The organism is Bacillus marinisedimentorum (assembly GCF_001644195.2).
GTDB lineage: Bacteria > Bacillota > Bacilli > Bacillales > Bacillaceae_O > Bacillus_BL > Bacillus_BL marinisedimentorum.
On the sequence record NZ_LWBL02000008.1, the window covers coordinates 64,243 to 90,835 of the forward strand.

Genomic DNA, 26,593 nt, shown 5'->3' on the forward strand with positions numbered 1-26,593 from the left:
TTATTTCCGTTTGTCATAAAACATACCGTCAGCTGAGGATGAAGAAGAGTAAGGATTCGAATACCTCTCGTTAGATTGCTTCTGGTGCTTCAGCAAGCGGATATCTGTCTGAATATCAGCCATCAGCACTTCGAGCATCGTGTCTATCTCCTGGTTATAGCGAACAATTTCTGCACCGGCCTGCTCCTCTTCCTCTGAATAAGGAGGGTCCAGCTTTCCGATGTATGCATCCCGCTCGCCAAGCAGGCTTTCGATCGTTTTAATGTACTCGTCACGCTGCTCAGGTACAACTTTCTGCTGTAAATGAGCATGAAGCTTCTTCGTTATCGCGAGAAGCTCGTCAACTGTACTCATTACGCTCGACCACCTTGTCCATGCTGTTGTTGTCGGTTCAGCCGGATGACCTCTTTCCACGTATTCCGGAACTCAACCGCATAGCCTTCCACTTCATCCAAAATCTCAACGTCATTTTTCACATTCGCTTCCATCAGCCGGCGGTTCATGTAATCATACATCGCCAAAATGCCCTCTGACACTTCGTAATCAGGATTGGTCGTAACCATCAGCTCACTGATAATCTTCTGCGCCTTCTGGATGTTTGTATTCTTTGCTTCGATGTTCTTATTTATAATTCCCTGTTTCGCCTGTTTAATAAACTTCAATATGCCATTATAGAGCATTAATGTGAGTTCTCCAGGCGAAGCCGTGTTCACACTGTTATTCTGATACGTTTGATAAGGGTTTGCCATTGACATTTATTGAAACACTCCTTTATCTTTTAGGCTTAGCAAAAGCATTTGTTAAGCCTGTCCCAAAATCATTCCTTTTCTATCGTCGGACGCACGTTCGAACGATTCGAACGGCCTGGCCTTTCCGCAGGGCGTTGAATACATTTCCCCTAATCCTCACTCCTCACTCTTCCGGCATAAGGACATGCGCAGCATTTTAGAGTAGTCTCGGAGTTATGGATCCGGTTTTTAATGCATCTTTGTTACATTCCGCCGCCGAACGAATTCATCAGCATCATCGCCTGTTCGTTTGACCGCTGGATCGCTTTTTCCATGGCTGTGAACTGGCGCCAGTAGCGGTCTTCGATTTTAATCATGCGATCTTCAAAACGGTCGATTTGTTTATCAACGCTGGATAACTGGCGGCCAAGGGTGAATTGCTGATTGGTTTTTAGCTGATTTCCTGCTCTTGTTTCGATTTTATCCATTGTTTTGTCTATGGAAGCCCGAAGCCTGTCAGCTATGCCCATTTGTGAATGACTAGCCCCATTCACATTAAACAATTCGAAAATTGCATTCGGATTTTTGCGAATCGCCTCTTTCAGCTTCCCTTCATCAACAATCAACTTCCCCCGGTCCAGATAATTACTGGATGTCTTAATCCCGATTTCGGAAAGCTGATTGAAATCTGAATTTACTCCTGTGACTGGTGAATACATATCCAGGCGCATCTGATTCAGTCCGCCTGACAAAATCGTATCGCTCCTCAGCAATCCGCTTCTGGCCCGCTCTTCCCACATTTCAACTTGCTTATCGGACATATCCTCTTTTTGCTTGTCAGATAGAGGCTTGTAATCCCGGTAACGTTCCTCGGACAATTCTTTATTGATTTTTTCAATTGTCTCATTATACTTATCGGCAAATTTCACGACCGATTCGAAAATGGAGTCGACATCCGTTGCCGCGGTAATCGAAATTTCAGTATTTGTTGCTTCTTTCAAGGTATATTCGTAGCCGTTGATTGTAAACGTATTGGAAGCCCGGGTGGTCGCAAGCCCGTTCAAGCTGAATTCGGCATTCTGGCCGAGCCTCCCTATACCTGTAGACGCAGCCTGTTCATTTGTACTATGAAGCCTCAAAGTATCATTTGCGAATGCGCCCGAAACGATGATTTCGGCATTCCCCGAAACATCACCGGTATTTTTTGCGTTTAACGAAATCCTTCCGGTTGTTTCATCAAAAAAGGCCATCACATCTGTTTGCTGGTTAATTTTATTAATCACATCGTTCAAGGAGTCGCTGGCCGGATCAAAGGTCACCGTTTTCGGATCTCCCATTGTTCCGTCCTTTTGGATTCCCTGGATTGTAAATGTGTTGGCTGTGCCCCAATCATTAACAAACTTTGTGCGCTGGCTATCGAGTGTTGCGTTTGGATCGATCGTCTCCCCTGCATTGATAGCGCTCCCTGCACTGTTCATGTAAGCGGACCTGGCCAGCTGGCTTACGACAATGGATGAGGAAACGTTCGTTGTGGCATTCACACTGCGGACGGACACTGCAGCTTCATTTGAACTGGTGACAGCCTTTTTAATAAAAGTGGACTGCCTGCCGATTCCGTCAAAGATCGATGTATCGAGTTCTTTCAGCAATTTATTCATCTCACGGTAATCGTCGCGCTGCCATTCCAGGATTTGCTTCTTCTGAGTCAATTTATCGAGCGGTATCCGTTCCGCCTTCATCAAGTCACTTACAATCGTATCAATATCCATGCCGCTTGCAAGGCCGCCAATTCGCATATCTGCCATAACGCGTACTCACCTTCCCCTATATCTTCTTATCAACAACAAGACCGACAAACTCGGTCATCGCCGCATAAAAATCCAGCATCTTCTTCGCAGGGATCTCCCTGACTACCTCTTTTGACACCTCATCAACCACCGTCACATAATACTCATTCAGTTTCTCATGCAATTCAAACTGAATGTATGTATGGGAAGGCTGCAAAAACTCATTTAGGCCTTTCACAACTTCTTCAAGCTGCTCTTTTGATGCTTCCTTTACCGGTGCAGCTTTTTCATCAACAGATTTCTGTATATCAGGGCCGGCTTCTCCTTCCCCTTTCATTCTCAGCGTTTCCGAAGTTTCCAAAGAAGTTAGTCTTGTTGACTGGGAGACGCCTTGCGAAGAAATATGCTCGATCATACCGTCTTCCTCCCGCTATTTTATTTTCTCTATGTTTTATATCGGTAGAAACTTCGGCAATTACAGCACGTAAAGCAAATTGGTGAAAAAAGAATTAGACAAAGAGCAAAATATATGCCGACAAATTCCGACAGGTGCCTGTCACCTGTCGAGAAAAATACCCCCAACCCTTCAAGAAATCGTAATATCCCTCACAAACTTCTAGAAAAAGGTGCCGTATAATGAATGAAAGGGGTTACATAACGGTTTTCGTATGGGGAGGGTGTTTAGTTTGCCAAAACAAGAATACGTCCTTGATATCCGGTTCAATGACCGGATCGGGCTCGGGTATGAAGTGTTCAGCCTTTTAAAAGGACGGAACATCAATTTGGTGGGAATGGAAGCGAAGGCTCATGAAAAAATGAGCATCAAGTTCGAGTGTGCTTCTTCAGCCAGCATCCAGTGGCTGATAAATGATCTTCAGGAAATCAACGGCATACACTCGATCAAGGTTACAGGTTTGATGCCTTATGAAGAGAGGGAACGCCAGCTGACGACCATCTTGAATTCGGTTGATGAAGGGGTCATCGCCGTGGACCAGGACGGAATTGTCACACATATAAATGAGAAAGCACGGGAAATTTTTTATATCGGTTCTGAAAACGTGATCGGCGTCAGTGCCCAGACGTTATTGCAAAAACAAATCCCGATCATCGAGATGTTGAAGACCGGGCAGGCATACAAGCTTCAGGAAGTGAAATTGAAGAAAAACAACAAAGTTCTTCATTACTTGACGAGCGGCGTGCCGATTTTCAATAAATCCGGGGAAGTCATCGGCGCGGTGGCAACGATCAAGGACTTCAAGCAAGTCGAGGAAATCATCTCGAAAGTCGACAGGCAAAAACGATTTTCATTCAATGAAATCATTTATCAAAGTCCGCAAATGCACAATGTCATCGAGACGGCGAAAATGATTTCGAAAAGCACATCCTCCATTTTGATCAGAGGGGAAAGCGGAACCGGCAAGGAACTGTTCGCTCGGGCGATTTACAGGGAAAGCAACAGGGCGGACCAGCCGTTTGTCGTCATCAACTGCGCAGCACTGCCAGAATCGCTGCTTGAAAGCGAACTGTTCGGTTATGAGGAAGGTGCGTTCACAGGCGCTTCCAGAGGCGGCAAGAAAGGATTGTTCGAGCAGGCCCATACCGGCACGCTTTTTCTTGACGAAATCGGCGAGCTGTCCCTGCATATGCAAGTGCGGCTGCTCCGCGTCCTGCAAGAAGGCACAATCCGCAGGGTCGGCGGGACGAAAGAAATCCCTGTCGATGTCCGGATCATCGCCGCCACACACCGCAATCTTGAAGAAATGGTCGAAAAAAATGATTTCCGCGAGGATCTCTATTACCGGCTGAACGTCGTGCCGCTCAATATTCCGCCGCTTTGCAAACGGAAAGAAGATATACCGCTGCTCGTGAATTATTTACTGCGGAAACTGAGCCGCAAGCTCGAGCGCCCGGATACATCCATTGACAATGAGAGCATGAATTATTTGATGGAACAAACGTGGCCGGGAAACGTCCGCCAGCTTGAAAACACGCTGGAACGGATGATCAATCTTGCATCCGGCACAACCATCACCATCGATGATTTTCATGCCTGGACGGCCCTTTCCAGTGAACGCCCGGCAGCAGCGCCCAAACAGCAAGATGGGGAATCGCTCTCGATTACAGTTGATTTAAATGGCGACATTCCTCAATTGAAGGATATCGTGAGCGAAGTCGAGCGCAAAGTCATTCTTGAAGTGTTAAAAACACATGATTCGTCACGTAAAGCCGGCCGTGTGCTCGGCATTTCGAATACAACCGTCATTAATAAAATGAAAAAGCTGGGCATCATGTATCATTAAAAAAACGCTCATATGACAGGAGAATAAAAAAGCTTCCGAGATGGTGGAAAAGATGTATAAATAGGTGAAATAATATACTAAAACGCAGTATGCCTGTCACCATAAAGAACTGTTCAAATAGCTAACAAAAACACATGGATTTTCATCTAAATCATCTGGCAAAATCAAATTAAAGCTGGAAATCCATTCACGCACAAGTTGATTGGAGCGGAAGGGGCTCGACTCCTGCGGGAGCAGCGGAACAGGTGAGATCCCGCAGGAGCGAAGTGACGAGGAAGCTCACCGCCCGCCCCGCGGCAAAGAAGACACTGTGAGTGCGACCGGAGGGAAGCAGGAACAGATGTCGCGCTTGTGCCCTCGGGTGAAAGCGAGCCCCTGCAGCGGAAATCAACATCCCATTTTAAAATGCAATGGATTCGAACAGGCTATTAGTCAGTTCTATTCCACTAAATAGTGTCCTAACTTAACAAAAATGCTTAGATTCAAAAACAAATCAGCAGCATTGTTATTCTAATCAAAAGGAATCTCAGTTACAGGTAAAATCAGTTTGTCGAATCTTTCCAACAATAGGCATCAGTTTTCTTTAAATGACCCAAACAAAATTACTCAGCATAATGCCCCTGTCTATATTTTGGCACAATTTTTGCAATTACCTCTTGTGCACACATAAATTACGCAAAGGGGTGTTTTTTTACATGGGTAATGTTCAACAAGAAAACGAGGGGTTGCAAAGGGGGTTGAGCAACCGCCACATCCAGCTCATCGCGCTTGGCGGCGCCATCGGGGTCGGGCTGTTCTATGGCTCGAGCGCAACCATCCAAATGGCCGGGCCGGCAATCGTTCTTTCCTATTTGATTGGGGGCATCATCATTTTCACGATTATGCGTGCGCTCGGTGAAATGGCGGTGGCCGAACCGGTTTCGGGATCGTTCAGTTCCTATGCAAACCGTTATGTCGGACCATTTGCCGGTTATTTATCGGGCTGGACGTACTGGTTCATGTGGGTTGTCGTCGGAATGGCCGAAATCACGGTCGTCGGCGTTTACGTGAATTACTGGTTCCCGGATATTCCGCAGTGGGTGTCAGCCCTTGCCGCACTAGTACTTATCACATCTGTCAACTTGATCAACGTAAAAGCGTTCGGTGAATTCGAGTTTTGGTTTGCCCTCATCAAAGTCGTAGCTATTGTCGGTATGATCATTGCCGGCCTTGGCATCATCTTCTTCGGTATCGGAAACGGCGGGCAGCCGATTGGCTTTGAAAACCTCTGGGTCAATGACGGCTTCATGCCGAACGGCGTCACCGGCATCGTCCTGTCACTCGTCATGGTCATGTTCTCGTTCGGCGGCGTGGAACTCGTCGGGATAACAGCAGGTGAGGCGAACAACCCGCAACGCACGATTCCAAAAGCGATCAACAATGTCATCTGGCGCATTTTGATTTTCTATATCGGCGCGCTCGGCATCATGATGATTCTGTATCCATGGAATGAAGTCGGCACGAACGGCAGCCCGTTTGTCTTGATCTTCGACAAAATCGGCATTGCCGGCGCTGCCCATATCATCAACTTTGTCGTACTGACCGCAGCCCTTTCCGCCTTCAACAGCGGACTGTTCAGCACCGGCCGCATGCTCTATAACCTGTCCCTGCAAAACAACGGTCCGAAATTTTTCGGCAAACTGAACAAATACAGCACACCGAGCCGCGGCATTCTTTTTTCATCGTCATTCCTGCTCGTCGCTGTATTCCTGAACTATATTGTTCCTGAAAAAGTGTTCCTTTACATCTCTGCCGTCGCAACGGTGGCCGTGGTCACAAGCTGGACGATCATTCTCATCACCCAGCTGAAATTCAGGCAAGCAAAAACCGCTGAGGAAGTGGACAAGCTCAAGTTCAAACTGCCGCTGCATCCATTTTCATCTTATGTGGCACTCACCTTCCTTGCCTTCATTATTGTCCTGATGGCCTTCATCGACGGCATGCGGGTGGCCCTATTCGTCGCACCTGTCTGGTTCGGGATTCTCTACATCGGCTACAAGCTGAAGCGCAAAGAACAGCCGGCTGATGCCATTCCAGACCGAAAAGCAGTATAAGAACGATCGTCTAAAACCGGAATCAAACCATATTGCCGATTCCGGTTTTTTCGCAGCCGCATGCCCCTATAAACACCGTGGCAACGCATCAAGATTTATTGACGGTGATAAAAAATTCTGTCAACTTTTCGCAACACCTTGCCCCACTTTCCCCTTATTTGGCACAAAATTAATTCACACTACAAAATTTTTTGTTTTTTCGAGAAAAGCATCGTCAAAACGTTCCGCGGACAAGCAATTGGGCCTCATTGCTCAACTGCGGAGTCCTCGTTCTACCGCAGTGTCGTTTAAAGCTTATCGCATAAAGGTAATGCAGAACTGTTCAAGGGGTCTCCCGGTTTTTGCTCTTGCCCGGCGGTATTACCAGAGCCCGATAAAAACCGGCCGCAATTATTCAGCCGACGGAGATTCAATTCCATTTCCCTTCCCTCCAAAAAGTGGCATGGTTTTTGCAAACATGAAAGGCTGAGACAATCAATTCACAAGGTGGAGGGGTAAATATGTTACTCACGGAAGAACAAAAGCAAGTCCTTGATGTGTTTGAAGAAATGAAAAAGCACGGCCATGAACAGATCATTTTCAACTATGATAAAACAACGGGCTTGAAGTCGATCATCGCCATTCACGATACGACACTCGGGCCTGCACTCGGCGGCTGCAGGATGTGGGACTATGAATCAACCGATGAAGCACTTCATGATGTATTGAGACTATCAAAAGGCATGACCTATAAATGCGGCGTATCCGGTGTCACTCACGGCGGCGGCAAAGCTGTCATCATCGGCGACCCGAAATCCGAGAAATCAGACGAACTGTTCCAGGCGTTCGGCACATTCGTTGAAACGATGAAAGGCCGCTTCTACACCGGCACTGACGTCGGCACCGTCGGAATGGACTTCGTTTCCGCCCACAAACAGACGGACTATCTCGTCGGCCTGCCTGAAGAATACGGCGGCAGCGGCAACTCGGCTGTCATCACCGCATTCGGCGTCTGGAAAGCGATCAAAGCGACGGCAAAAGAAGCGTTCGGCAATGATTCGCTGAAAGACATCACCATCGCCGTCCAGGGCCTTGGCAAAGTCGGCCAGTTCCTTGTCGACCATCTCCATGGCGAAGGCGCACGGCTTGTCGTCACGGATATCTCAAAAGAAAACGTCTACAACGTTCTCGATAAATACGAAGACATCACTGCTGTCGAACCGGATGAAATCTACGGCGTTGACTGCGACATCTTCTCGCCAAACGCGCTCGGTGCCGTCATCAACGACCAGACGATCAGCCAGTTCAAATGCACAGCCATTGCCGGCGCAGCGAACAACGTCCTTGAAGACGAGCGCCACGGCCAGATCCTGCATGACAAAGGCATCCTGTATGCACCGGACTATGTTGCAAACGCAGGCGGCCTCATCCAGGTTGCCGACGAACTGCAAACATACAACAAAGACCGGGCATTCAAAAATGCCAGCATGATTTACGACATTCTCGGCCAGATCTATGCGATTTCCAAAGAGCAGAACATTCCAACCTATAAAGCGGCAAACGTCCTTGTCGAAGAAAAAATCGAAAAGATCGGCGGCCTCCGCAAGAAATATACCGGCTGCTGAAAATGATACCGCTTCCCCCGTTTTCTATTACGGGGGGAGCATTTCCAATAAGAGGAGGTGCACCATGAGATTCCACAACTTTAACGAAGTCATCGAACAGGCGCAAAAACTTCCGCCTGTGAAAATCAGTGTCGCTGCCGCCCATGACGAAGATGTACTGCGGGCGGTGAAAAATGCTGTTGAACTCGGACTTGTCGATGCGCTTCTCGTCGGCGATCCGATTCTTATTACCCGCCTGGCAGAACAAATGGACTTCCCGCCAGATGCCTATAAAGTCTATCCCGCCCATTCAGAGGAGGAAGCGGCCTTTACAGCGGCAAAACTGGCGAGTGACGGCAAAGCGGACATCCTCATGAAAGGCCTGGTGAACAGCACACCTTTTTTAAAAGGCGCACTCGATAAACGATTGAATTTAAAAACCGGCCGCATCATCAGCCATTTATCAATCTTTGACATACCAAACACAGACTCGCTCGTCTTTATGACAGACGGCGGCTTGAACATTGCACCCGACTTTAATCAGAAGAAAAGCATCATCTGGAATGCGGTCGATTTTATGCGGATCATCGGCATCAGCGACCCGAGAGTCGCCATCCTGGCAGCGAATGAGCTCGTCAACGAAAAAATGCCGATCACTGTGGAAGCACGCGAGCTCGCTAACCAAATCGCAGCAGAAACTGATGACGGCCTCTTGATCGAAGGCCCGCTCCCGCTCGATCTGGCCATCAGCAGCGCATCACTTGCGCACAAAAAACTCGAAAGCAAGCTGGGCGGGAAAGCGGATCTTCTCGTTATGCCGAACATCGAAGCCGGAAACATCTCCAGCAAGGCGATCACCTATTATGCAAACGGCACGATGGCTGGAATCGTCCTTGGCGCGGCTGTGCCGCTCGTTCTGAATTCTCGTTCCGATTCACCTATGGCAAAGCTCGCTTCGATCGCACTTGCCGTCATCGCTGCCGCCAAAACGCCGGCTCAGGTGAAAAGCCATGGATTTGCTTAAGCATAACATCAACATTTTTATCGGCCACTACGGCGTCGGCAAGACAACGCTGGCGGTCAACCTCGCCAAACAGCGGCGCGAACAGCACCCAGACGAGCGGATCGCCCTTGCCGATATCGATGTCAACAACCCATACTTCCGCTCCCGCGACTGGGCGGAAAAGTTTGAACAGCGCGGTATCGATTTGATCATACCTGACAAAGAAATCGCCCAAGCCGAGATGCCATTTTTACCGAAGCACATTTACGCCGCCCTGAAGTCAGACGGGAAACTTCTGCTCGATGTCGGCGGCTATGATACAGGCACAACCGTATTGGGCAGTCTTGCCGGCCACATCAAACCGCTTGATCACAAGGTGTGGTTTGTTGTAAACACATTCAGGCCAGGCACGGAAACAGCGGCGGAAATAGAGGAAATGTTCCAGCGCCTGCAAGCCATATCACGGCTGGAAATCACCGGTATCATCAACAATTCAAATCTGGCGCAGTTTTCCACGCCGGAACAAGTCATCGAAAGTGAAAAAATCGTCCGGACGGCAGCCGAAAACCTGCACCTTCGTAATTTTGTAAACAGCGCAGATGCTTCATTCAGCAGCGCGCTTGAAGGAAAAACCGCATCACCGGTAATTCCGGTTCACCGTCTCGAACATCTGAATTGGTAAAAGACTGGAGGCTTATGATGAAAAAAACAAGAAACGCCTTCGTTGGCATAGATGACGGACTTTGCAAAGGCTGCGGAATTTGCGTATCCGTATGCCCGACCGAAACACTGTCAATTTCAAACGACGCAAACGCCAAAGGCTACTATCCAGCTATGCAGCACAATGCTGACGCCTGCATCGCCTGCAACAAATGCGCAACGATGTGCCCGGAAATAGCCATCGAAGTTTTTGTCGACTAACAGCCAAGAGGGGGATGAACATGAAACAATATTTAATGAAAGGGAATGAGGCGATCGCGGAAGCCGCCATCCGGGCGAACTGCCGCCACTTCTTCGGCTACCCGATCACACCTTCCACCGAAATCATCGAATATATGGCAGCAAAAATGAACAAAGCCGGCGGCACCTTCGTCCAGGCCGAAAGCGAAGTCGCCGCCATCTACATGGTATTCGGCGCGGCCGGCAGCGGCAAACGCGTCTTGACCGCATCATCAAGCACCGGCATCAGCCTGAAGCAGGAGGGAATCTCCTTCATCGCCGCCAATGAACTCCCAGCCGTCATTGTCAACATCATGCGGACAGGCCCTGGCCTCGGCGGACTCGGACCATCCCAGGCCGACTATTTCCAGGCGACAAAAGGCGGCGGCCACGGAGACTACCGGTTGATCGTCCTCGCGCCAAGCTCCGTCCAGGAAATGGCCGACCTGATCATCGACGGCTTCGACCTTGCCGATATCCACCGCAACCCGGTCATGATCCTGGCCGACGGCGTGCTCGGCCAGATGATGGAACCGGTCACGTTCACCGGCCGCGAACCAGTAGAAGTCAATAAAGACTGGGCGACGACTGGTGCGGAAGGCCGCGAGCGCAATTTGATCACCTCTTACAATCTGCAAAATGAAGCGGGCGAGAAAAAGGCTTTGTACCTTGAGGAAAAATATAAAGGCATCGCAGCAAAAGAACAGCGCTGGGAGAATTACCTGATGGACGATGCCGAGTATGCGTTTGTCGCGTACGGAACGAGCGCACGGATTGTAAAAGGCGCAGTCGATGAACTGCGGGAACAGGGCCACAAAGTCGGGTTGATCCGGCCGATTACACTTTGGCCGTTCCCGGAAAAAGCATTTGAAGAAGTTATCGATAAAATCAAAGGCTACATGGTCGTCGAAATGAGCACCGGCCAGATGGTCGAAGACGTGAAATTGAACGTAAACGGACAGGCACCGGTTGAATTTTACTCGCGCCAGGGCGGAATCACGCCGCAGCACAATGAAATCGTCGAGAAATTCACCAACGCCTTTGCAACCGGGGGTGTAACCGTATGAAGCAAACTTTCACAAAAACAAAAGCATTAAACGATAAGCCGTTCCACTATTGCCCGGGGTGCACCCACGGCATCATCCACCGGATTCTAGGTGAAGTGCTTGAGGAACTTGATTTGCTGGAAAAATCGATCGGCGTTGCGCCTGTCGGCTGCTCCGGTTTTATGGAACAATATTTCAACATCGACTTCCAGGGCGGCGCGCACGGCCGGGCACCGGCTATTGCAACCGGCATCAAGCGGTCCCTGCCTGACAAAGTGGTTTTCACCTATCAGGGTGACGGCGACATGGCATCAATCGGAACAGCCGAAGCAATCCATGCGGCCGCCCGCGGTGAGAAATTCACATCCATTTTCGTGAATAACGGCATTTATGGCATGACCGGCGGACAGATGGCACCGACATCTCTTGTCGGCCAGAAAACATCAACATCACCGTTCGGACGGGATGCCGCAACCGCCGGCTACCCGCTCGACCTGCCGCTATTGATGAGCAACATCCCGGGTGCCGCGTATGTCGCATCCGTATCGGTCGACACACCGCAAAACGTCATCAAAGCGAAAAAGGCCATCAAAAAAGCATTCAAAATCCAGCTTGAAGGTCTCGGTTATTCGTTTGTCAGCGTCCTGTCCACCTGCCCGACGAACTGGGGCATGTCGCCGACCGAAGCACTGACATGGCTGCAGGACAACCTGGCAACCCACTACACACTCGGTGAACTGAAAGCGCCGGAAACGGCAAAAGCATAAAAGGAGTGAGCCAAATGGAAAAAATCATCATCTCCGGTTTCGGAGGACAGGGCGTCTTGTTCGTCGGCAAGCTCCTCGCATATACCGGAATGGTCACCGGGAAGCATGTGTCCTGGATCCCGTCATACGGGCCGGAAATGCGGGGCGGAACTGCCAACTGCTCGGTCATCATTTCGGAAAAGGAGATTACATCACCGATTATTGACCGGTGCATGACACTTCTGGCATTTAATGAGCCTTCAATTGATAAGTTTGCAGAGCAGGTTGCGGAGGGCGGCCGGATTTTATTTGACGGCTCGCAGATCAAAAAGGAAAAGCCTGCCGGGCAGGAGTCGGATTGGACTCCGATTCCGACAAAGGAACTGATTGATAAGCTCGGGATACCGGGCTCCATGAATATGATCATGCTGGGCGCTTTTATTAAAGAAAACGAGACGATCACCCTGGAAGATATCGATAAAGGACTGGACGAAATGCTCAGCTCCAAACGTCCTGAGCTGATTGAAAACAATAAAAAAGCGATTAGACTCGGCTACGACTGGAAGGATTTGATGATGCACCATGCCTAAGACAATTCTTGCAATTAATCCTGGTTCCACTTCCACGAAGTTTGCCGTTTTTGAGGGCAAGGAAATGGTGTTTTCGGAGACAATCAGGCACCGCGATGAAGACATTATGAAGTACCCTTCCACCGCTGACCAGCTGCCATATCGGCTGGAGACAATCGTTAGGAGCCTGCATGAAAAGAATTTCGACCTCGGCTGGCTCGACGGCGTTGTCGGACGGGGCGGACTGTTGAAGCCGCTTGAGAGCGGGACGTATGAGGTGAATGAAGAGATGCTGGCAGATGCGCGGTCGGGCAAATACGGAGACCACGCCTCCAATCTCGGCAGCATCATCGCTTACGAACTGGCGCAGCAGGTCGGGGTTCCTGCTTATATTGTCGATCCGGTTGGCGTTGATGAGCTGGTGGAAGAAGCGCGGCTTTCCGGATTGGCTGATATTGAGCGGAAGAGCCATGTACATGCATTGAATATCAAAGCCGTTTCCCGGCAGGTCGCCGGTGATCTCGGAAAACCGCTTGAAGAGCTGAATTTCGTTGTTGCGCATATTGGCGGCGGAATTTCTGTTGTCGCTCATCGTGGCGGCCGGATCATTGATGTGAATAATGCGGATAATGAAGGGCCTTTTTCACCTGAGCGGGCCGGCGGACTTCCGGCCAAACAGCTTGTGCAGCTTTGTTATTCAGGGAAGTATACAGAGAAAGAGATGCTGCAGAAGCTGACAAAGCAAGGGGGCATGTATTCGTATGTGGGGACGAAGAGTGCGCTGGAGGTTGAGGAAAAGGCTCTGGCCGGGGACGAGAAGGCCGGGCTGGTGCTGAAAGCGATGGTGCATCAGATCGGGAAAGAGATCGGTGCGATGGCTACGGTGCTGGAAGGCCGGATTGACGGCGTCATTTTGACCGGCGGGATTAGTTATTCAGATTATCTAGTTGGACGGATTAAGGAGAAGGTTGGATTTTTGGGTGAGGTTTATGTGGTGCCTGGTGAGGCGGAGTTGGAGGCTCTGGCTGCCGGGGCTGTAAGGGTTTTGTTGGGTGAGGAAAGTGTTAGGATATATTGATTTGGGGAGCCGTTCCTGGTTTGGGCTGGGGGCGGTTTTTTGTTTCTGGCAATTCTTTTGTCAGTTAAGATTGTAATGCCAAGTAATAGCGGGCAAAATTAGCTGCTACGCAAGTAAAAATTAAACAGTTTTTGAATACCTTAGCGGTGGGACCAGGCACATAGCGAGGTACCTGTCCCCTTTTCTCTCTTAGGTCCTTCCCTTTATAAGAGAGCCTCTAGACACAATTCTTAACCCGAATTCTTTAACTCGACTCCAGATTTTTCCAACAAACTATTAATCCGGCCAAACCCTTCCTCATGAAAATCATCTGGATAGATTGCAATAAACACATAGTTATCTAAATCTCTAAAAAAGGTGACCTTCCTTTCTGTTTTTTCATCATAACCCGGATATTTTGTGCTCCCATATAGTCCAAAGTATTCTATGAGAAATATTCGATCATTCTGTCTGATTATCCAATCCGGTATGTATACTTCATTTTCATTATGATTATATATTCTTTCACTTTCACGCTGAACGGACCTTCTATCGATGACATGAAGTAAATAATTATGAATGGCAAGCTCTTCCTTTGAATCACATACCTGTCCGTCTTGTCCGATCAACAAGTTGAAATCCTCCGGTTTAAAATCAAATTCAGGAAAAGAATCCATGATCCACAAGTAAAATTTACTTTCATAATGACGGTCCACCATACTGATGAACCGTGGGAAATGCTTTCGAAAGTAAGCACGGTTCAAGGCTGGAATATCCTCACGCAAAATCGATCGTTTTTTACAGTAGGTGCGAAGGGCTTCGGTGCGATGTTCTTTCGTGAACCAGTATTGATTGGGTACTCGTTGAAACTCGGTAATATCAAACTCACCAGGGAAAATCGTGTTGACTAGCTGAATGGGAGATGCATTGTATTCCTGAATCAATCCGTATAAATTGTTTTCCATGAAAAATGCTTTTATAAAGCGCTTCGGTATTTCATGTCTTTCTATACGATGTTCTTCAATTAGTTTATTAATTTCAGCTTTAACATTGTCTACATTTTTCCAATGTCCATTCTTTGTATGGAAATCGTTTATATCAAATTTATCAGGGAAAAGATTGAGGATGAGTTCAGAAGGAGAGCCCTTGTGATATTTTAGTGCGGAACTGAATCGATGTTTTATTAGCATTTGTTGAGTTACCTTTTCTGGCACCTCATGGAAGGCAATTTGCTCTTTTTCCAACATAGCCAAAAACAATTCTCTTAAAAAGCGAGTGTTCTTCCCGTATCCCTGTGGTACTGTCTTAAAATCGATCTCCCGAAACCTTCCTGAATAGAGCGTATCTATAAAACGAAAAGGAGAATATCCGAGAAGCTTCAACGGTTGAATCAGCCCCCATTGAACCAGACGATCACACATCACGACATTAGGAATGTCTTCCTCAACAAGACCACTTCGTTCCAAACATTCTTCAAAGCGTTTTTTTGTATTACCAAGGTTTTCCCAATAATTCCTTGGCATCCTGGGAAAGTCGAACACATTATATTCATCAGGATAGACGAACTGGAGCAACTTGCGAACTGATTTGAACCTGTTCAACGCACCCCAAAGTTTATGTTCATGAATAAGTTCACGACTGATGTTTGGTATCTCTTGTTTACTCAAGGACAACTTCACTTCCATAACATAGCGAATGATTACCACTATGTTCTCGTCATTCTGCCATGTGCCACGAGGAAATACTTTTCTCTCACCTTTTATCACTTGTCGATAGACTGTTATCATTGGATGTTTAGCCAAATCTATGGATGAGATATTTACTGCCGTTTTGGACATATAATCACCTCCCTTCCATTATACCACAAGATAAGAACACACGTTCTTATTAATATTTAATACAATAATTAATTTCATAAATATATACCATGCCTTTGTGTAGTTGAGACCACGGGAAAAACTATAAAATATTCAGTAAAGATATCAAAACCGTCACAGTGACATAATCCCTTATATTAAATAATATTTGTCCCCGGATCCATTTGTCCTAAAAACATTGTTTGGGCTAACTAATCTTTCAGCTGTTCTAACGTTAGTTTCAAATGGATGACCGTAATTATTACTGTCATGATAGGATATAACTATTGATTCAATGGGAAGTATCTTGTCCCAATCACTTTTCTTAAAGTGTCCTGCATAACCTCCATGATGCGGCATTACAAAAATTAAAGGAACTTTTGGGAAATCATCTAGAATTATATAATCATGTAATTTGTCATATCTTTGATCTCCTGATAACAAAACACATTTGTCTTCTGTTTTCACATAAATAACAATACTGTCTAAGTTCCTATTCTTTGTTTTTAAGGATCTATAAACTTTAAGTCTTTGTCCTTTACAAACTCTATTCATTTCTATTTTCCTATCATTATACCTTTTTGATGTGAAAGAAATAGTAATTAGTGGTACACCTGATTCCTTCAAGTGACTTTCCACTTGCTTGGCTGTGTGAGTTGGTATTCTTTTTGGAGCAAAAACACATTTTATTTGTTTTAGTTCATATTTCGAGAGTCTTAAAATCACATGATAGTGATCTATATCTCAGTGACTCAAAAAGATAAAAATCTCATCTTTTCCCTTGATTTTTGAGTTTCTGATTAAATTATCTAACTGACTTTCTGTACATCTTACTTGAGCTCCAATATCATAACAGATTCTTGTATTGCTAAACCTAATTTCATTCCAATTACCATGCCCAACATCCCGGATAATTAATTCTATTTTTCCTGTCCACGCATCTATTTTTTTGATCAATTCATCTAGCATTAGTTTATCTCCTCAGGACCCTTAACTAAATAGTAGCGAGCCGGTCCTCTTGATAAAAAGAATAAATCGTTGTATCAAATTTAAAACTCTTCCAAAAGAAATCTGGAATTTCGTACCATAGACCTTCTCGAAATCCACGATATTTCACAGTTCTTAACTCGTTTATTTCTATTAAGCTACGAAGGTCATTTTCAACCCATTCACCGACTTCTAGTCTCTCCCACCACAGTTTAAAATTTTCAAGCAAATGAATATCTAGAATAACACTCTTTTCATTCTTCGATTCACAATAGAAAAGCATAATAACCCTCCCCCTAAAAACTTCTAAAGAAAAAGGGAACCCTAATGTTAAGGACTCCCTTTCTAAAAAACTAATTAACGTAGTAATTGAAGAACACCCTGCGGTTGTTGATTTGCTTGCGCTAGCATTGCTTGTGCAGCTTGAGCAAGAATTGAATTCTTTGTTTGGTTCATCATTTCCTTCGCCATCGTGCGAACATTTGCTTTCACAAATGACCAGACTATATCTTCACCCTCTAACATTCCAGTAGGGGTCGGGCACTTCGGATTCACAATGCTGATGATACATTGCTTCACCTATGGATTTCATCATCATAGCGTTTGCCTTAGATGGTTTATCCTAGTCGTTGAACCTTCTCCACTCTTTCGAAACAGGAGCTTGGCTGCTGATTGCCCAATCTTTTCTTTTATATAACCATCACGCTTGTCGTTTCCCACTACGTTGTGGTAAGAAAAGCTCTAAGGGGTTTCCAGCAATTCACCCGATTATGATCTCTAGCCGTTACCAGCTAGGACGACTGTGCTTGTTGCTGCTTAGGCAGCTAAAGCATAATCTACGTCACGGATACGAGATTCTGCTGCAGTTAGGTTTTCGGAAGATGTTCCAAGGTTGTTGATTGTGTGTTCCAGACGGTTTTGGTATGCACCTAGTTTTGAGCGCTCAGCAGAGACAGATTCTATAGCATTATTAATAGATGTTATTGCATTATCGGCTGCTGATTGAGAAGAGATGTCTATTCCGTTACTACCAGTAATAGTTATGCTATCGCCATCAGAATATGCTGTATTGGCAGCAAATAATGTATTACCATCTAAGTCAGTAAAGTTAGTTTGATCAACACTGCTTGCTACTACTTCATTTTTACTATTTAATAAAACTGATGTTGCGCCAGCAGGCTTCATTGTATATGTTGTACTGATAGTATAATCTCCAGAAGCTAAACCTTCTGATGCAGAGTTAAAATTGTAAACTGAATCATTTGTTGTCATTTCTATTTGAGTTGAAGCATTTTCTACTACAGATACTGTCCCACTGGTCAGAGTGGCATTACTTAAAGTAACCTTAGCATTTGTTAATGCACCATCAGCATCAGTGTCAGCAAATTCTAAATCACCTAAATTACTTTGAGCTGATTCTGCAAAATACCAATTTGTACCATCTGAACTAATCGCTGAATAATTACCACTTGAATCCTTTAGTGCATAATTCGCTGTAACATCTGAAGTAGAAGCTTCCATGTCAGCAGTCAAAACAGTTAAACTACCATCTAATTGCTCAACAGAATACTCAACAGCTGTTGTTCCAACTGCTGTTGTACCGCTAGCAGCTAGTGCTGTTCCAGTAACTGTGATTTCTCCAGTAGCTACCCCTGCATCTCCACCTTTAACACCCAGAGCAGTAGCGTCCATTTTATTAATGGACAATTCCAAATTTTGATCTGAATTAGCTCCAATATGGAACTTACCAGTAAAGGAACCATCCAACAAATTTTTAGTATTAAACTCAGTGTTATCAGCTATACGAGTCAATTCCTCAGAAAGCTGGTCTACTTCTTTTTGAAGTTCAGCACGATCTGCATCAGTATTTGTGTCGTTGGAAGATTGTACTGAAAGTTCACGCATACGCTGAAGAATGCTGTGTGTTTCGTTCAGTGCGCCTTCAGCAGTTTGAATGAGAGAAATCATTTTGTTATCGCAGTGGTTTTTTATCCTCTGCTTCTTTATGTCTCCATAAAGTTCAGGTCATATCTTCACCCTTAAATAGGGTGCCCCGCGCTCGTGGGTGGGTTATTGGTACGGCTCCTCACCACCTGACCGTCACACCTTCCTAACTACGATTACTACCGATTCATTAGGCTTGGCTCGGTATTGCCCACCATCCACTAAATTGTTGGTTTGGGGTTCCACCGAATTCACGGAGTTTTCATCTAAGCATTGCTGCCTAGAGCGGCATTTCCAGTCTACCGTCTTGAGCATTCTTACTTGCTTGATCCAAGCCACGAATCTGGCCGCGCATCTTCTCAGAAATTGCCAGACCTGCCGCGTCATCACCCGCACGGTTGATTCGAAGACCAGAAGAAAGTTTTTCCATAGACTTGCTTTGTCCTGTGTTTGCTGTGCTTAACTGACGATAAGTGTTAAGGGCAGCAATGTTGTGATTAATTCTCATTATTGAATTTCCTCCCTGAATTTGTGCTTCCCACATCCTTGTGGCAGCATAAAGTTGTGATTAAACAGTCGCACTATTGTCGGCCGCCAACAGTGTTTCTGTTTCTCACTCCTTATATCGGCCTTTCTTTCAGAGAGTTTAACTGTTTTTTATATTTTTTATTTGTGAAAGAACATTTTCTGGAAGTTTCGCCGCATTGCTGTTTTCTTTCTGGATCTCCAGATAGATTTCTTTGCGATGAATATCCACATTCCTTGGGGCATTGATGCCAAGCTTCACTTGATCGCCCTCAACTGCCACCACAATCAGTTCTATGTCATCCCCGATTTTAATCGCTTCATTCACTTTCCTGGACAGAATCAGCATTGTTTACCCCTCCTGTCCTGCGGCTGGATTTTTACCAAACAGCAAGTGACGGGTCTCATACCCTTTTTCATTCAACACCAGCTGCCTGCCAACCTGTTTCTTTTGATTGATGACGACCGGCCCCTGCAGATTCGCAGTCGTCTTTTCAAATGGCTCCTGCACCGTCAAAATGACAAACACAGCGACATCATTCTCAGAATCGATTTCCAATTTTTCAGTCACTTCTTCAGACAGGTTGAATTCATATTCCGGAAAAAACTGAAACGGAACAGCCATCACAAATGCCAGTCCTGCAGTTTTCACAGACTGCAAAATAAAAAACGGGCTGTCATCACCGAACGGCAATATCAAAAACTCATGTTCATCCGAAAAACCCGGCAGCCCGTTAGGAAATGTAATGTTGTCCTGCTCTGCCGCCTCTACCGTTCCATGATATCTAGTTTCTACTTTCACATGCATCACTTACCTTCTCTTAAAGTTTTTCAAAGTCAATCTTCAACGAATTCCATTGTTCCATATGAAAGTTCACAGAGCCGGGGCTATAGCGATGAACCGGCTTATTGATCTTCACATCAATCTCCGGCCGATTCGGTGTCCAATCAATTTCCACATCACCTGGCTCGTAATTAATTTTCACACTGCCGGCCGAAGGAATCCACCCAATATTGAAGTCATACATCGGATCTTCACTGTTCTCCTTCGCCTGGCTGACAATCGGATTGCCGCCGTTTTCAATCTTCATCAGCTCGTCACCCTGCCTTGCCATCCGTGCCAAACCGGCCAGCCAGTCTTCATACCCCTGCCTTGCGAAATCCTCAGTACGCCGGAACACCGACTTCAAATCCATATCAGCCCATGCTTGCGTCTGGTCAATGGAAAGCCGGCCGGGTGAAGTATCAATATGAAGTTCGGCAGGCTGTTGCTGGATGGACATTTCGGCCTTTGGCTGTTCAAGCTGCTGAACAGCCTGTTCTGTCCGTATGCCCAGCTTAGCTGGAGTAGACTGCAATCTGATCTGCGGAACTTGCATCTTTCTCACCCATTTCTGCTAATCTCACAATTAAGAAAAAAAGCTATCAACGAATTGATAGCTATCGCAAAAAGTCCAATAAGGTAGGCTGCATGATTCGGGAACCGACACCAAGCGCAGCACGATGAATGCTCTCCTGTGTCTTCAACTCAGTAATGACCCGCTCAATATCAGCATCTTCATTATCCGAAAGAATCCGGTTGGCGATGACTTCCTGTTCATCTACCCGGGCTTCGATCAACTCCACCCTGTTGTAGCGGGCTCCCATTTCAGCCCTGCTTGCTACAATATTATCCATGTGGCCGTCAAGAGTGCTTAAAAAGCTGCCCACATCCCCAGCAGCGGTTCCGTTCAGTGTACCCTCCAGCTTCTGCAAATCAGTAAAAAGTCCAGCCGGAAAAACCTGGTCACCATCAATATTAACTGGAATTCTCACACCTTTGGAAACTTCAATATTCACATCTGGGCCTTTCACTGAATTCCGGGTGCCGTCCTCATTAAACGGCTTCTCTGCTGTATTGGTTCCGTTAAAAATATACTTGCCCGCAACCTGAGTGTTGGCGATGGCGGTAAGGTGCTCCTTCAGCTGCCCGACCTCTTTCGCAATCGCAGCCTTCTGCCCTTCTTCATACGTACCGTTACTCGCCTGGACAGTCAGCTCCCTTACCCGCTGGATCACCTGAGTCGCCTTATCCATCGCCGCATCGGAATTTTCCATCCAGTTATACACCTCGGAAAGATTCCGCTTATACTGCTCCACTTCCGTAAGGTTCGTCCGGTAGCTCATCCCTTTCATGGCAACAACCGGGTCATCTGACGGCTTCGTGATTTTCTTGCCTGTCGCCAGCTGGTCCTGGTACTTGCCCATCCGGCTGTAGCTGTTGCTCAGGTTTTTCAGCATATTATTCGTCAGCATCGATTGCGTTACGCGCATTGGTTACACCTACCTTCCGACACGGCCCATGCCGTTGATGATTTTATCAAGCATTTCGTCAATCGTTGTTATGTTCCGTGATGAAGCATTATAGGCGTGCTGGAACTTGATCATGTTCGTCATTTCTTCATCAAGGGAAACGCCGCTGACTGATTGGCGCCGTTCCTCAACGGATTGCCGCAGGATATCCGAGTTGTTTTCCAGGCGGGTTGCTTCCTGGGCATCTACGGCCATCTTTCCGATCACTCCCTGGTAAAACGAACGCAGCGTCCCTTTCACATTGGAGCTGGCGATCGTTGAGAAGTTTTCATTCTGTACACCGGCTAGCGCCAGGGCGTTTTCACCATTGCCAGCCTGGCCGCTGACAGTTGAAGCGGCAATTTTATTCAAGTCTTTCATAATATCTTCACTGACGGAGATCAGCTTCGCAGCATCCTTCCCATCAGTTAATTGATCGAAAAATTTCACCCCGGTTGCTGACGGATTTTCAATCGTATGGCCATTTTCATGAACCTCGTTAAATCGCTTCATGAAATCAAATGCCATCTTATCAAGGTTGTCCATCATTTCCGGATAGCTTCCCTTTGTTGTGCCGTTGTCATCGTAACCGTAGGAATCAACGAGTCCCTGAAGCTTGCCCTGTTTTGCAAGCGCAAGCGGCGTTCCTCCAAGCGAAATCCCTGTGACCGGCTGCGGGCTGTTTGATGTCACCCCAATATCCGCTGGCGTGACTGAAAGTGCAGAACTGCTTGTCCCATCAACAAGCTGAACCCGTTTTCCATCCTTGTCCATCACATAAACATCAAGCATGCCATCAGCAATATCAAGCGCATTGCCGCCTGTTTTCACTCGTTCAGTCTCAACAGGCACCAGTTCAGAGAGCCTGTCCAGCAATACATCACGATTATCATATAAGTCATTCGCCAGGTAACCATGCGGCTCAATCTCCGAAATCTGCTTATTGATATTGCTGATTTGCGTTGCAATCGAATTAACCTCTTTCACTGTGATATCAATCTGCGAACCAAGGTCGTTTTGAATCGCCGTAAGAGAATTACTCATATAGTGGAACGTCTCCGCAACCGCAACACCGCGCTGGCGGACGACCGACCTGGCACCGGAATCATTCGGATTCACAGCGAGGTCCTGCAAGGACTGCCAGAAGCGGTCCATCGTCTTGGCGAGACCATTTTCGGACGGCTCATTCATGATCTCTTCCATATTGGCCAGTGCGGAACTCCGTGATTCCCAGTAGCCAAGCTTCGTATTCTCCGAGCGGTACTGGACATCAATAAAACTCTCCCGCACACGCTGCACCGAACCGGCTTTTACACCTGTCCCAACCTGTCCCGGAATTTGCGGGCGGTTCCGGCCTGCCGGCGGATACGGTTCCGTCTCTTCAAAGTTGATGCGGTGACGCGAATAGCCCGGCGTATTGGCATTTGAAATATTCTGTCCGGTTGTATGTAAAGCGGATTGCTGGGTGAACATGCCGCGGCGGGCTGTTTCCAATCCTGAAAAAGTCGAACTCATAAATGGTGCCTCCGATCTCGGTTATGCTTTGGAATCAAAAATCGAGCGTCCTGACTGGCTTTTCTGCTGCGGTTTGCTGTTCGGCCGGCCGTATACCACCTGTTCAGGCTCCGGTCTCATTAAATCGAGCGATAAATGGACATAATCAAGCGAGCTCTGGACAAGTTCCTGATTCAGGTCATTTTTCAGCTTCAACGTTTGCAATGTCTCCGTAAGTGCCGTTTGCAGCCCTTCAAGCTGTTCCCGCTCTCTGCCGGATGTCCTGCTGATGATTTCATTCAGCGATACGCTCTCCCCGGCTGAAAAAGCGGCAGCAGCCTGCTCGCGTTCAGCATCCGCCGACTTGATGGCCTGAACCACCTTCGCTTCTTCTTTTACAAGCTGATTCAGGGCTTCCATATCGCCTTTCTTGATGATATCCGTTTTCCGATCAGCAAGCTCAACCAGGCTGCGGTGCAGCTTCAGCAGCTTTGCAAGTGACTGGATGAGTGCAATGATGCTATGCGCCAATGGAAACCCTCCTTTTCACAACTATTTTTTAAACCAGAAGTCCACCATTTTCTTAGCGACTAACTGCGGATCGACTTTATACGTACCTGATTCCACCTGCTTCTTGATCGCCTCAACTTTTTCCTGGCGTTCCGCTTCAATTGGTGACTTTTGCTGCATCTGCTGCGCTTCTTTGGAAATTTCGATTTTATCGGTCTGCTTGCTGTTCATTTGTTTGGCTTGCTCCACTTTGTCGAGCTGCTTTTTATATGGGTTTACATTCATATTGCCATATTGATTGCCGTTCACCTTCATGACCCTTCACCTCTTTCGGAATTTCGTTAAGGTCTCTTTTTATTATCGGTCTATCCCTTTCACTTTTTCAGTGACTGCAGGATTATTTATCGACTGAGTAATAAGTAGCGGTTTTTTCTTTCAGCTTGCGGGCCTCTTCCCGTTTTTGTTCCTCACTGTGGTTCATTATATCGTTTCGAAGCGACGTCTTACAATCATCGCACAACTTTCCTTCGCGAATGGTGTTGCCGCACTTCGCACATGGATACCCCAGATTCGGAAACTTTGACAGCTGCAGCCTTCCTTCTTTGATAAACCTGAGAATAAGCTTTTCTTCCACGCCGGTGCTTTCTGTTACCTCTGCAAGTGTCGCCATGCGATTTTCCCGCTTGCGGATGAACTGGTACACCGTTTCAAACTTCTTATCCTCTTCCTTCTTACAAGCAGGGCAAATGTCGCGGTAACTTTTTACAAAAAGGGTGCCGCATTGGACACAGTTTGCTAATTCTCCCATCTTTACTCCTCCAACGTTCGTTATTCTATTCTTTATATCGGCATCTTTTCGGCAAGGTTTAATTTTCTTCATCCGCGTGCGATCGTAATTGAGGAAACTTCTTTTACCCCATGCTCTTTCAGGGTCCTGGCGGCAAAACGGAGAGTCGAGCCGGTCGTATAAATATCATCGATGAGAAGTGCCTTTTCAACTGGCATTCCCCTTTCTTTCATGTAAAACGGATTGGGCTGAGCCATTCTTGCTTTCCGGTCCTTTTTACTCTGCTTCTCACCATGTTTCCGTTCAAGCAGATGAAAAACAGGGTGGCCGATATGTGCAGCAATGGCCTCAGCCTGGTTGAATCCGCGTTCATAGAGACGTTCGGCGCTAAGCGGAATTGGCACCAACACGTGTTGATCAAACGTTTGTTTAACGTTTCTTTTAAGTGGAGAGGAGAAGATTCCCCTCAATTGATAATCACCTCTGTACTTGAAGCGGGCCATGATTTCCTTCAATCCGTCGTTATAATGAAAAAGAGATACATTACGGGTAAGGATGCCGGCCCACTCCGGCTGTTCTTCCCAGCGGATGCAGTCAATGCACCGGTCCTTTTCAAAATAGGCGGCATCCAGAAGATTCAAATCACGGCCGCATATCATGCAGGGGTTATCCCGGCTGATCGGTTTGAGCAATGCAGCGCAAATTTCACAAAGCGGGTCATCCCCTTTCTTTATAAAACTCACCCATGTGAACGCTGAATCGATCGGCTGATGGCACCACAGGCAATGACTCATTTCAGCAGCCCACTGTCGCGCGCTTCTTTATTCATCTTGTTGATATGATTGTAAGCAAGCTGCATCGCTTCCGTTGCGCCGAAATGAAAAAACGTTACATTCCCACGGGGCTGTGCGGCACTCCGTCCGACCCTGCCGGCAATCTGGACGAGCGCGCTCTCCGTGAAAATCGCCGCTTCACTACCGAGAACAGCAGCGTCAAGCCCGGCAACCGTTACGCCGCGTTCCAAAATAGTCGTCGTGACGAGCAGCGAGATTTCGCTGCGCCTGAACTTTTCCACTTTCTCTTTTCGATTCAGATCTGCTGCATGGACCCCTTCAATATCATGAGAAAAGTTTTTGAGGATATTGACGGTTTGCTGGAGGGTTTCAAGGTCGGGGACGAACAAAAAGGCAGGAATGTTTTCTTCCAGACGGGTATTGACCCATTTCTCCACACGCACAGGCAGCTTCCCCTTTGAAATATGCTTCTTCCATTGACCGCACCATTTAAATTCCGGCAGGGGCAAAGGCTGGCCATGATAGCGGGCAGGGATGCGTACCGCCGGAAGCTGGTTCTTTTTTACTTTTCGTTTCAATTGCTTTGAAGGCGTTGCGGTAAGGTAAATCCGGGCCGCTTCTTCTTTTGCAGCCTGATCAGCGGCATATTGAAGGGAGGAATCGAGGCTGTAAGGAAACGCATCCACTTCATCAATGATGATCACATCAAACGACCGGTCATACCGCAGCAGCTGGTGGGTTGTCGTGATGACGAGCCGGCCCTGCCTGGTGCGGTCTTCGCTCCCTCCGTAAAGGGTGATGATTTCTGTATCGGGGAATACTTCCTTGAGCCTCGGGGCAAGCTCAAGCACCACATCCGTCCTTGGAGCGGCGAGGCACACCTTCAAGCCTGTTTTGAGTGCTTGCCCGATCCCTTTAAAAAGGACCTCCGTTTTCCCGGCTCCGCATACCGCCCAAACAAGCAGGCTTGAATGGTTCCGCACCGCTTCAACGACATGATCGGAAGCTGTTTGCTGTCCTGATGAAAGTTCACCATCCCAGATGAGCGGATTTTTCTGCATTTGATATGTAAGCGGCGGGCCTGTCCAGCTAAGGAGCGGTGTACATTCACTCACCCTCCCGCTCATGATGCAGTGACGGCAATACGTGCACACTTCCATACACCTGGCACATTTGAATGAAGCAAACAGATCCGGATGCTTGTTGCCGCAGCGATTGCAAAACGGTCCTCCTTTTCTCTTTTTGACGCCGTAGTCATATGCAAGGTATCCATTTTCGTAATGCTCATGAAGTGTATTTAAGTCAAAGGGAAGTTCATCTAGAAGGAGTTTTTTGCCGGCAAGAGCCAGCTGTAGTATTTTACTGAAAATGAAATGATGATTCTGGGGGATCAGCGGAAGTTCGTCAATTGCTGAAAGCTGTTTAAGATCCGCGTTTTCCGGAGCCAAAACTTCAGGGACAAGCTGCTGTTTTCCTGATAAAGAAAGAGAGGCAAACTTCATGAAGCTGCCTCT

Annotated in this window: 28 protein-coding genes and 3 pseudogenes; 10 read left to right on the forward strand and 21 right to left on the reverse strand. The window is 47.0% G+C overall.

The genetic code is table 11. From position 1 onward, the window contains the following. The 4 genes from fliT to flaG all read right to left on the reverse strand — a co-directional run bounded on the left by fliT (nt 1) and on the right by flaG (nt 2,930). On the reverse strand, nt 1-354 hold the full coding sequence (gene fliT, locus A4U59_RS02015; RefSeq protein ID WP_066175546.1) for a flagellar protein FliT: 354 nt from the start codon (nt 352-354) through the stop codon (nt 1-3). Further along, the gene (gene fliS / locus A4U59_RS02020; RefSeq protein WP_066175548.1) at nt 354-755 is read right to left on the reverse strand and encodes a flagellar export chaperone FliS; all 402 of its coding nucleotides are present in this window, start codon (nt 753-755) and stop codon (nt 354-356) included. The genes fliT and fliS overlap by 1 nt, the downstream gene beginning before the upstream one ends. Before the next feature lie 236 nt (nt 756-991). Continuing rightward, nucleotides 992-2,533: a flagellar hook-associated protein 2 gene (locus A4U59_RS02025; RefSeq protein ID WP_066175551.1), complete on the reverse strand. Its 1,542-nt coding sequence runs from the start codon at nt 2,531-2,533 to the stop codon at nt 992-994. Nucleotides 2,534-2,552: 19 nt separating this feature from the next. Beyond that, nucleotides 2,553-2,930 carry a flagellar protein FlaG gene (flaG, locus tag A4U59_RS02030; RefSeq protein ID WP_066175554.1) on the reverse strand — a complete coding sequence of 126 codons (378 nt, stop codon included), beginning with the start codon at nt 2,928-2,930 and terminating at the stop codon, nt 2,553-2,555. 271 nt (nt 2,931-3,201) lie between these two features. Between flaG and A4U59_RS02035 the strand changes: the two genes are divergently transcribed. The 10 genes from A4U59_RS02035 (at nt 3,202) to buk (ending at nt 13,872) form a co-directional block, all read left to right on the forward strand. Beyond that, complete coding sequence (locus A4U59_RS02035) at nt 3,202-4,815, forward strand: sigma 54-interacting transcriptional regulator (protein ID WP_106406281.1); 1,614 nt, start codon at nt 3,202-3,204, stop codon at nt 4,813-4,815. Between the two features lie 695 nt (nt 4,816-5,510). Further along, nucleotides 5,511-6,908 carry an amino acid permease gene (locus tag A4U59_RS02040; RefSeq protein ID WP_066175557.1) on the forward strand — a complete coding sequence of 466 codons (1,398 nt, stop codon included), beginning with the start codon at nt 5,511-5,513 and terminating at the stop codon, nt 6,906-6,908. A 500-nt stretch (nt 6,909-7,408) separates the two neighbouring features. Then, the gene (locus A4U59_RS02050; protein WP_066175562.1) at nt 7,409-8,512 is read left to right on the forward strand and encodes a Glu/Leu/Phe/Val family dehydrogenase; all 1,104 of its coding nucleotides are present in this window, start codon (nt 7,409-7,411) and stop codon (nt 8,510-8,512) included. Between the two features lie 64 nt (nt 8,513-8,576). After that, nucleotides 8,577-9,515 (forward strand): phosphate acyltransferase, encoded by a 939-nt coding sequence (locus tag A4U59_RS02055; protein ID WP_066175564.1) that lies wholly within the window; start codon nt 8,577-8,579, stop codon nt 9,513-9,515. Further along, nucleotides 9,502-10,176: a nucleotide-binding protein gene (locus A4U59_RS02060; protein WP_066175567.1), complete on the forward strand. Its 675-nt coding sequence runs from the start codon at nt 9,502-9,504 to the stop codon at nt 10,174-10,176. Before A4U59_RS02055 ends, A4U59_RS02060 begins: the two co-directional genes overlap by 14 nt. 17 nt (nt 10,177-10,193) lie before the next feature. Further along, nucleotides 10,194-10,415 carry a 4Fe-4S dicluster domain-containing protein gene (locus A4U59_RS02065; RefSeq protein ID WP_066175570.1) on the forward strand — a complete coding sequence of 74 codons (222 nt, stop codon included), beginning with the start codon at nt 10,194-10,196 and terminating at the stop codon, nt 10,413-10,415. A 20-nt stretch (nt 10,416-10,435) separates the two neighbouring features. Next, nucleotides 10,436-11,500, forward strand: a complete 1,065-nt coding sequence (gene vorB / locus A4U59_RS02070; RefSeq protein WP_066175571.1) for a 3-methyl-2-oxobutanoate dehydrogenase subunit VorB — start codon at nt 10,436-10,438, stop codon at nt 11,498-11,500. After that, nucleotides 11,497-12,246 (forward strand): thiamine pyrophosphate-dependent enzyme, encoded by a 750-nt coding sequence (locus tag A4U59_RS02075; RefSeq protein WP_066175576.1) that lies wholly within the window; start codon nt 11,497-11,499, stop codon nt 12,244-12,246. The genes vorB and A4U59_RS02075 overlap by 4 nt, the downstream gene beginning before the upstream one ends. 14 nt (nt 12,247-12,260) lie before the next feature. Then, a complete protein-coding gene (locus A4U59_RS02080; RefSeq protein WP_066175579.1) occupies nt 12,261-12,815 on the forward strand; it encodes a 2-oxoacid:ferredoxin oxidoreductase subunit gamma family protein in 555 nt (184 codons plus the stop codon). Then, entirely contained in the window at nt 12,808-13,872 is a 1,065-nt protein-coding gene (buk, locus tag A4U59_RS02085; RefSeq protein ID WP_066175581.1) for a butyrate kinase, read from the forward strand. The genes A4U59_RS02080 and buk overlap by 8 nt, the downstream gene beginning before the upstream one ends. Nucleotides 13,873-14,102: 230 nt before the next feature. Here buk and A4U59_RS02090 read toward each other — a convergent pair whose 3' ends face one another. The 17 genes and pseudogenes from A4U59_RS02090 to A4U59_RS02170 all read right to left on the reverse strand — a co-directional run bounded on the left by A4U59_RS02090 (nt 14,103) and on the right by A4U59_RS02170 (nt 26,581). Further along, nucleotides 14,103-15,689 (reverse strand): DUF4046 domain-containing protein, encoded by a 1,587-nt coding sequence (locus tag A4U59_RS02090; protein WP_066175583.1) that lies wholly within the window; start codon nt 15,687-15,689, stop codon nt 14,103-14,105. Nucleotides 15,690-15,860: 171 nt separating this feature from the next. Next, entirely contained in the window at nt 15,861-16,334 is a 474-nt protein-coding gene (locus tag A4U59_RS02095) for a ComEC/Rec2 family competence protein (RefSeq protein WP_066175586.1), read from the reverse strand. A gap of 117 nt (nt 16,335-16,451) precedes the next feature. Further along, nucleotides 16,452-16,676, reverse strand: coding sequence for a hypothetical protein (locus A4U59_RS02100; protein WP_066175588.1), 225 nt, complete (start codon nt 16,674-16,676; stop codon nt 16,452-16,454). A gap of 375 nt (nt 16,677-17,051) precedes the next feature. Beyond that, the gene (locus A4U59_RS02110) at nt 17,052-17,219 is read right to left on the reverse strand and encodes a flagellin (RefSeq protein WP_066175661.1); all 168 of its coding nucleotides are present in this window, start codon (nt 17,217-17,219) and stop codon (nt 17,052-17,054) included. 303 nt (nt 17,220-17,522) lie between these two features. After that, a pseudogene (locus A4U59_RS22540) lies at nt 17,523-17,690 on the reverse strand (flagellin); the annotation flags it as partial. A gap of 813 nt (nt 17,691-18,503) precedes the next feature. After that, nucleotides 18,504-18,662 (reverse strand): annotated as a pseudogene (locus A4U59_RS22545) (flagellin N-terminal helical domain-containing protein); the annotation flags it as partial. Between the two features lie 277 nt (nt 18,663-18,939). Next, nucleotides 18,940-19,146, reverse strand: a pseudogene (locus A4U59_RS02120) (flagellin N-terminal helical domain-containing protein); the annotation flags it as partial. 138 nt (nt 19,147-19,284) lie between these two features. Further along, complete coding sequence (gene csrA / locus A4U59_RS02125) at nt 19,285-19,512, reverse strand: carbon storage regulator CsrA (protein WP_066175595.1); 228 nt, start codon at nt 19,510-19,512, stop codon at nt 19,285-19,287. 3 nt (nt 19,513-19,515) lie between these two features. Continuing rightward, the gene (gene fliW / locus A4U59_RS02130) at nt 19,516-19,971 is read right to left on the reverse strand and encodes a flagellar assembly protein FliW (RefSeq protein ID WP_342670174.1); all 456 of its coding nucleotides are present in this window, start codon (nt 19,969-19,971) and stop codon (nt 19,516-19,518) included. A gap of 13 nt (nt 19,972-19,984) precedes the next feature. Further along, nucleotides 19,985-20,521, reverse strand: a complete 537-nt coding sequence (locus A4U59_RS02135; protein WP_342670175.1) for a DUF6470 family protein — start codon at nt 20,519-20,521, stop codon at nt 19,985-19,987. 82 nt (nt 20,522-20,603) lie between these two features. Next, nucleotides 20,604-21,476 carry a flagellar hook-associated protein FlgL gene (gene flgL / locus A4U59_RS02140; RefSeq protein WP_066175600.1) on the reverse strand — a complete coding sequence of 291 codons (873 nt, stop codon included), beginning with the start codon at nt 21,474-21,476 and terminating at the stop codon, nt 20,604-20,606. Nucleotides 21,477-21,485: 9 nt separating this feature from the next. Further along, on the reverse strand, nt 21,486-23,009 hold the full coding sequence (gene flgK / locus A4U59_RS02145; RefSeq protein ID WP_066175603.1) for a flagellar hook-associated protein FlgK: 1,524 nt from the start codon (nt 23,007-23,009) through the stop codon (nt 21,486-21,488). A 21-nt stretch (nt 23,010-23,030) separates the two neighbouring features. After that, nucleotides 23,031-23,519: a flagellar protein FlgN gene (locus tag A4U59_RS02150; RefSeq protein WP_083270603.1), complete on the reverse strand. Its 489-nt coding sequence runs from the start codon at nt 23,517-23,519 to the stop codon at nt 23,031-23,033. A gap of 21 nt (nt 23,520-23,540) precedes the next feature. After that, a complete protein-coding gene (flgM, locus tag A4U59_RS02155; protein WP_066175608.1) occupies nt 23,541-23,813 on the reverse strand; it encodes a flagellar biosynthesis anti-sigma factor FlgM in 273 nt (90 codons plus the stop codon). 82 nt (nt 23,814-23,895) lie between these two features. Next, nucleotides 23,896-24,306 carry a TIGR03826 family flagellar region protein gene (locus tag A4U59_RS02160; RefSeq protein ID WP_066175611.1) on the reverse strand — a complete coding sequence of 137 codons (411 nt, stop codon included), beginning with the start codon at nt 24,304-24,306 and terminating at the stop codon, nt 23,896-23,898. Nucleotides 24,307-24,374: 68 nt separating this feature from the next. Next, nucleotides 24,375-25,079: a ComF family protein gene (locus A4U59_RS02165; RefSeq protein WP_066175613.1), complete on the reverse strand. Its 705-nt coding sequence runs from the start codon at nt 25,077-25,079 to the stop codon at nt 24,375-24,377. After that, complete coding sequence (locus A4U59_RS02170; protein WP_066175616.1) at nt 25,076-26,581, reverse strand: ATP-dependent helicase ComFA; 1,506 nt, start codon at nt 26,579-26,581, stop codon at nt 25,076-25,078. The genes A4U59_RS02165 and A4U59_RS02170 overlap by 4 nt, the downstream gene beginning before the upstream one ends. Nucleotides 26,582-26,593 lie beyond the last annotated feature (12 nt).